The organism is Bradyrhizobium sp. P5_C11_2, assembly GCF_054049755.1.
On record NZ_JBFULT010000555.1, the window covers coordinates 1 to 5,011 of the forward strand.

The 5,011-nt window shown below is 66.6% G+C and carries 6 protein-coding genes; all 6 read right to left on the reverse strand.

Annotated features, from left to right (window positions below; all coding sequences use genetic code 11):
- Positions 1-165 precede the first annotated feature (165 nt).
- A complete protein-coding gene (locus tag ACXJL8_RS33810) occupies positions 166-1,233 on the reverse strand; it encodes a threonine aldolase family protein (RefSeq protein ID WP_456621306.1) in 1,068 nt (355 codons plus the stop codon).
- Positions 1,234-1,320: 87 nt separating this feature from the next.
- On the reverse strand, positions 1,321-1,938 hold the full coding sequence (gene rpsD / locus ACXJL8_RS33815; RefSeq protein WP_456686354.1) for a 30S ribosomal protein S4: 618 nt from the start codon (positions 1,936-1,938) through the stop codon (positions 1,321-1,323).
- A 303-nt stretch (positions 1,939-2,241) separates the two neighbouring features.
- Positions 2,242-3,009, reverse strand: coding sequence for an acyltransferase (locus ACXJL8_RS33820; RefSeq protein WP_456621308.1), 768 nt, complete (start codon positions 3,007-3,009; stop codon positions 2,242-2,244).
- A gap of 107 nt (positions 3,010-3,116) precedes the next feature.
- Positions 3,117-3,500, reverse strand: a complete 384-nt coding sequence (locus ACXJL8_RS33825; RefSeq protein WP_456621309.1) for a cupin domain-containing protein — start codon at positions 3,498-3,500, stop codon at positions 3,117-3,119.
- A gap of 69 nt (positions 3,501-3,569) precedes the next feature.
- Complete coding sequence (locus tag ACXJL8_RS33830; RefSeq protein ID WP_456621310.1) at positions 3,570-4,343, reverse strand: HpcH/HpaI aldolase family protein; 774 nt, start codon at positions 4,341-4,343, stop codon at positions 3,570-3,572.
- 60 nt (positions 4,344-4,403) lie between these two features.
- Positions 4,404-5,011 (reverse strand): aspartate/glutamate racemase family protein (locus tag ACXJL8_RS33835; protein ID WP_456686355.1); only part of this gene is annotated, 608 nt, incomplete at its 5' end.

Consider the following 5,011-nt stretch of genomic DNA (forward strand, 5'->3'; position numbering starts at 1 on the left):
CCCCGTCGCAGCGCGGCCGGATTCAGCTGGCGCTGAAGACGCTGATCTATCAGGCGWKGGGGCGCTGACGTTTCGTAGCCCGGATGGAGCGCAGCGCAATCCGGGAATATCTTTCCGCGAGGTGAGAACCCCGGATTTCGCTGCGCTCCATCCGGGCTACGGGACTTACGCCCCGCGCACGATCTCGCGCACGTATCCGATCGTCTCCTCGATCTGGCTCGCATTGACGTCGAGATGCGTGCAGGCGCGGATACGGCCATCCATCATCGCGAGCGTCACGCCGCGCTGGCGCAGCGCCGCGACCATCTTGTCGCCGGGAATTCCCGCGCCATCGGGCCTGAAGAACACGAGGTTGGTTTCGGGCTCCTGCACCTCGACGCCTGCGATCTGCGACAGCCCGCGGGCGAGTGCGCGCGCATTGGCGTGGTCGTCGGCGAGGCGCTCGACGTGGTGATCGAGCGCGTAGATGCAGGCGGCCGCGCAGATTCCGGCCTGCCGCATCGAGCCGCCGAGGCGCTGCTTCCACTGCCACACCGCGTCGATGAAGGCACGCGAGCCCGCGAGCACGCCGCCGATCGGCGCGCCCAGGCCCTTCGAGAAGTCGATCCAGGCCGAATCCCACCCCGCAGTCATGTCGCGCGGAGAGATGCCGCTCGCCACCGTAGCGTTCAGCAGCCGCGCGCCGTCCATGTGAGTGACGAGGCCGTGTTGCTTCGCGATCGCGACGATCTCGTCGAGCGCCGCCTTCTTCCAGATCGTGCCGCCGCCGATATTGGCGGTCTGCTCGACGCTGACGACGGTCTGCGGCGGCTGGTAGCGGGTGCGCGGATGCAGCGCCTTGCGGAACGTCTCCGGCGTGAACTGGCCGTCGGGGCCCTTCAATTGCGTGACCTGGAAGCCGCCGATGGCGGCATGCGCGCCGCCTTCGCGCGCGATGATATGCGCGCTCTCATGGGCGAGGATCTCGTCGCCGGGACGGCAATGCACCAGCGTCGCGGTGACGTTGCACATGGTGCCGGACGGCATGTACACCGCGGCTTCCTTGCCGAGCAGCGCGGCGACGCGCTCGCACAGCGCGTTCACGGTCGGATCATCGCCGACCTGTTCGTCGCCGACCTCAGCCCGCGCCATCGCCTCGCGCATCGCAGGCGTCGGCTTGGTCTGTGTATCCGAGAGCAGATTGATGCGCACCGGCGGCGCCTTGGGATCGACGGGGGGAGGGGTGTAGAGCATGCGACGCCTCCTAGCGGCGGAACGGCCACTGACGTGGCTCTTAAGCAAAAAGGCCCCGGCGAACCGGGGCCTTTCGATAATCAGATCTTAGCGCGAATAGAATTCGACGACCAGATGGGGCTCCATCTGCACCGGGAACGGCACGTCGGAGAGGCCGGGGATGYGGATGTATTTCGCGGTCATCTTGCCGTGGTCGACTTCGAGATAGTCGGGCGTGTCGCGCTCAGGGAGCTGGCTGKCTTCGAGCACGTGGGCGAGCTGCTTCGAGGCTTCCTTGACCTCGATCACGTCGCCGACCTTGACCTGGTAGCTCGAGATGTTGACCTTGCGGCCGTTCACCTTGATGTGGCCGTGGTTGATGAACTGGCGCGCGGCGAAGATCGTGGAGACGAACTTGGCGCGGTAGACCACCGCGTCGAGACGGCGCTCCAGGAGGCCGATCAGGTTCTCGCCGGTGTCGCCCTTGAGGCGGCTCGCCTCGACATAGACGCCGTGGAACTGGCGCTCGGAAATGTTGGCGTAGTAGCCCTTGAGCTTCTGCTTGGCGCGGAGCTGCACGCCGAAGTCGGACAGCTTGCCCTTGCGGCGCTGGCCATGCTGACCGGGGCCGTATTCCCGGCGGTTGACGGGGCTCTTCGGGCGGCCCCAGATGTTCTGGCCCATACGGCGATCGATCTTGTACTTCGCCTCACTGCGCTTAGTCATCGCGTCCTCTGTAGGTTCATGGTTTGAGGAAACGCGCCCTCCTGTGTGACGGGCCAAAGCCCGGCACCGACAGGTCCGATCCCCAAAGCTGGAAGGGACAGGACCACGGGTCGCGAAACGCTTCGCGGGCCGAAATCGGCCCGCGAGCAGGCGGCTTTTAGGGGAGTTTGGGGCGTGCTGTCAATTCTTTACACCGGTCATTCCGGGACGATGCGCCAGCATCGAACTATGGTGCGCAGTTGCGCACCTGAGAATCTCGAGGTTCCGGGTGCGGCTCTGCGAGCCGCCCCGGAACGACGGTATCTACGTGCCCACCGCCCGGATCGGCTTCGGTCCGGCCGCTCGCAATTCGGCAGCGATTTCAGTGTTCAGCACCTGTTCCAGCCGGGTCAGGACCCGGGCGATGGGGGCGGCATCGGTCACCCGGTGGTCCCAGCGGATCACGACATGGATGGTCTGGTCCGGCTCGACGACCCCATAACTGACGATGAACGGGCCCGGCGTGATGGGATGGAGCTCACCGCCGCCATAGGCGGCCACCGAACTCACCGCGAAGCTGCCGAACCAGTTGCCGCGCTGCCGGCCGAAATTCAGCCCGACCGCCCAGCATAGCCGCCGTAACGGCAGTGGTAGGCGGGTGGCCCGCATGACCTTGCGGAACATGGGAACGTCTTCGACCGGAGCCGTCTTGGCACGACGGATTTCGGCGTCGACCGCGGTCAGCGGCATGGCTTCAGGAGCTGCGATTCGCTGCGGCATCACGCATTCCTCGCCGTCCTGGACCCGGGCGATCGCCACCGACGCCACGCTATTGGGCAGCTCGTAGAGCGAGGGCCATGGCCATTTGGCGTAGACGGTGCGCAGGACCGGCTCGTCCCTCGCGACCAGGGCAAAGGCTTTGACGAACATCGCGGCCCAGCCGGCCGGCGAGGCCGCTCCGGCGCGGGCCTCCAGCAGGGGGCGGATATGGAGCGGGCGGGAGAGCGAGACGAAGGGCACGCCCATCGAGGCGCGCATGAGGTCGACAATCAGGCGGCGCGGCAACGAAATGGTCTTGGGCGTCCCGCGCATGGGGTCTTTCGGTTCCTGCGGACTAAAATATGTGCAGCGAGCGGGTCGCCCGCTCACCGCGTGCTCTAGCACGAACCAACCCGCGTGGAGCCGGTCGGTTCGTCGCATCAAGGGGCTGGCGTCGCCAGTGGCTTGGTCTTGTCGTAGACGTAAATACCAATGATTTTCAATGATTTATCGCCGTGGGTCTTGGCGTCGTGGACGACGCCGGCCGGGATCAGATAGGAATCGCCGGCTTTCAGATGCTTGTCCGGCTGGCCGTCGATGAGGAGGTCAGCCTCGCCCTCCAGGACATAGCCGGTCTCGACGCCGGGATGGGTGTGACGGCCAGCGGCGCCGCCGGGCGGCACTTCGGCGATGGCGGTCAGGGTGGTGTAGCCGTCCGGGAAATCGATCTTCTGGAGCGGAGTGCGCTTGATGCCGGACTGCTGGGCAAAGGCAAGACTGGCAAGGCTGGCGAACGTGAGGGCGAGCAAAGTCTTTTTGAGCATGGTTGTTTCCTCCCTGGAACGGCCGACCCTAGCAGCGCCGCCGTTCCCGGCAAGACCGGCCACAGCCACTCAGCGCCTGATCCCCTCGAACGCCGCCATGATGCCGCGCTGAAACAGTGACCAGTCGAAGCCGAGCGCGATCGCGCGGTAGCCGCGGTCGATCAGGGCGTTGGCCTGCTCGGCGGTGCGGGCCACGCCGCCGATTGGGACGCCGCTCCTGAGGATGCCGGCCTCGGCGCGCGCGATCAGCTCCAATAGCTCCGGATCGTCCATCTGCCCGCGCTTGTTGATGGAGGTGGCGAGGTCGCCGGGGCCGATCACCGCGACGTCGATGCCGGGCGTCGCCATGATCTCGTCGATGCGGTTGACGGCATCGACATGCTCGATGGTGATCATGCAGATCATCTCGTCATCGGCGCCCGCCATATAGTCCGGCATCGATTGTCCCCAGCGGAACGGGGCGTGGAACGGTCCCCACAGCCGGTCGCCGCGCGGCGGGTAGCGTACGCTGCGCACCGCCTTCTCGGCCTCTGCGCGATTGGTGATCATCGGAAAGTTGATGCCGAAGGCGCCGATGTCCATCGGCGCTTTCGCAAGCCACGGCTCGTTCGCCGCGATCCGCACCAGCGGCGTGCACGGCGTCCCCGTCGTGGCGGCGATCATCGCGTGCGCTTCGGTCAGCCCGATAGGCCCGTGCTCGAGATCGACGATGATCCAGTCGAGCGAGCGCGCCATGATCTGCACGGTCTGCACGCTCGGGATCGTCGCGATCGCGCCGAAGGCGGGGCGGCCCTCGCGCCACAACTGGCGGAGACGGTTGAGCGGCGTAGTCGGAACGGACATGGAATGACCTGCGGGCGATGACGACGGCGGAGCCTAGCAGCGCGCCGTGAACCCGAAAAGTCAGGCCGGCACGCGGCCGCCGAAGAACGGCGTCAGTGCTGCCGCAAGACTGTGCACGCGGTTCGACGTGAAAACCATCTCGGCGCCGGATTGCGCGATGCCGCCCGTGTGCGGTCCGAGCAGGTCCGAGACGCGGCGCGCGATCGCCGGCGCCGGATCGATCCAGGCGACCGGCCAGGGCGCCAGCCGCTTCAGCCGCTCGAGCAACAGCGGATAATGCGTGCAGGCGAGCACCACCGTGTCGGTGCGGGCGCCGGCGTTCGCGGGGTCGCCGACGAAGCAGGGGGAGAGCTCGGTGAGAATGTCGCGGTCGCTGATCGGGCTGCCGCCGAGCTCGCGTTCTGCGAGCGAGGCGAGCTCGGGCGAGCCAACCAGCGTTACCTCGCAACCCTGAGCAAAATCGCGGATCAGCGCCTTCGTGTATTCGCGCTTCACCGTGCCCTTGGTCCCGAGCACCGAGACGCGGCGGCTCTTCGACTGCGCACAGGCAGGCTTGATCGCCGGCACCGTGCCGACGAAGGGCAGGGAATAAGCGGCGCGTAAGTGCGATAGGACCAGGGTGGAAGCCGTGTTGCAGGCGATGACGACGAGGTCGGGATCATGCGTGC

What these genes read in the sequence shown, in the direction of transcription:
- ACXJL8_RS33810 (WP_456621306.1), bottom strand. Translation starts at nt 1,233, where the DNA reads ATGCTCTACACCCCTCCCCCCGTCGATCCCAAGGCGCCGCCGGTGCGC.
- ACXJL8_RS33830 (WP_456621310.1), bottom strand. Translation starts at nt 4,343, where the DNA reads ATGTCCGTTCCGACTACGCCGCTCAACCGTCTCCGCCAGTTGTGGCGC.
- ACXJL8_RS33820 (WP_456621308.1), bottom strand. Translation starts at nt 3,009, where the DNA reads ATGCGCGGGACGCCCAAGACCATTTCGTTGCCGCGCCGCCTGATTGTC.
- ACXJL8_RS33825 (WP_456621309.1), bottom strand. Translation starts at nt 3,500, where the DNA reads ATGCTCAAAAAGACTTTGCTCGCCCTCACGTTCGCCAGCCTTGCCAGT.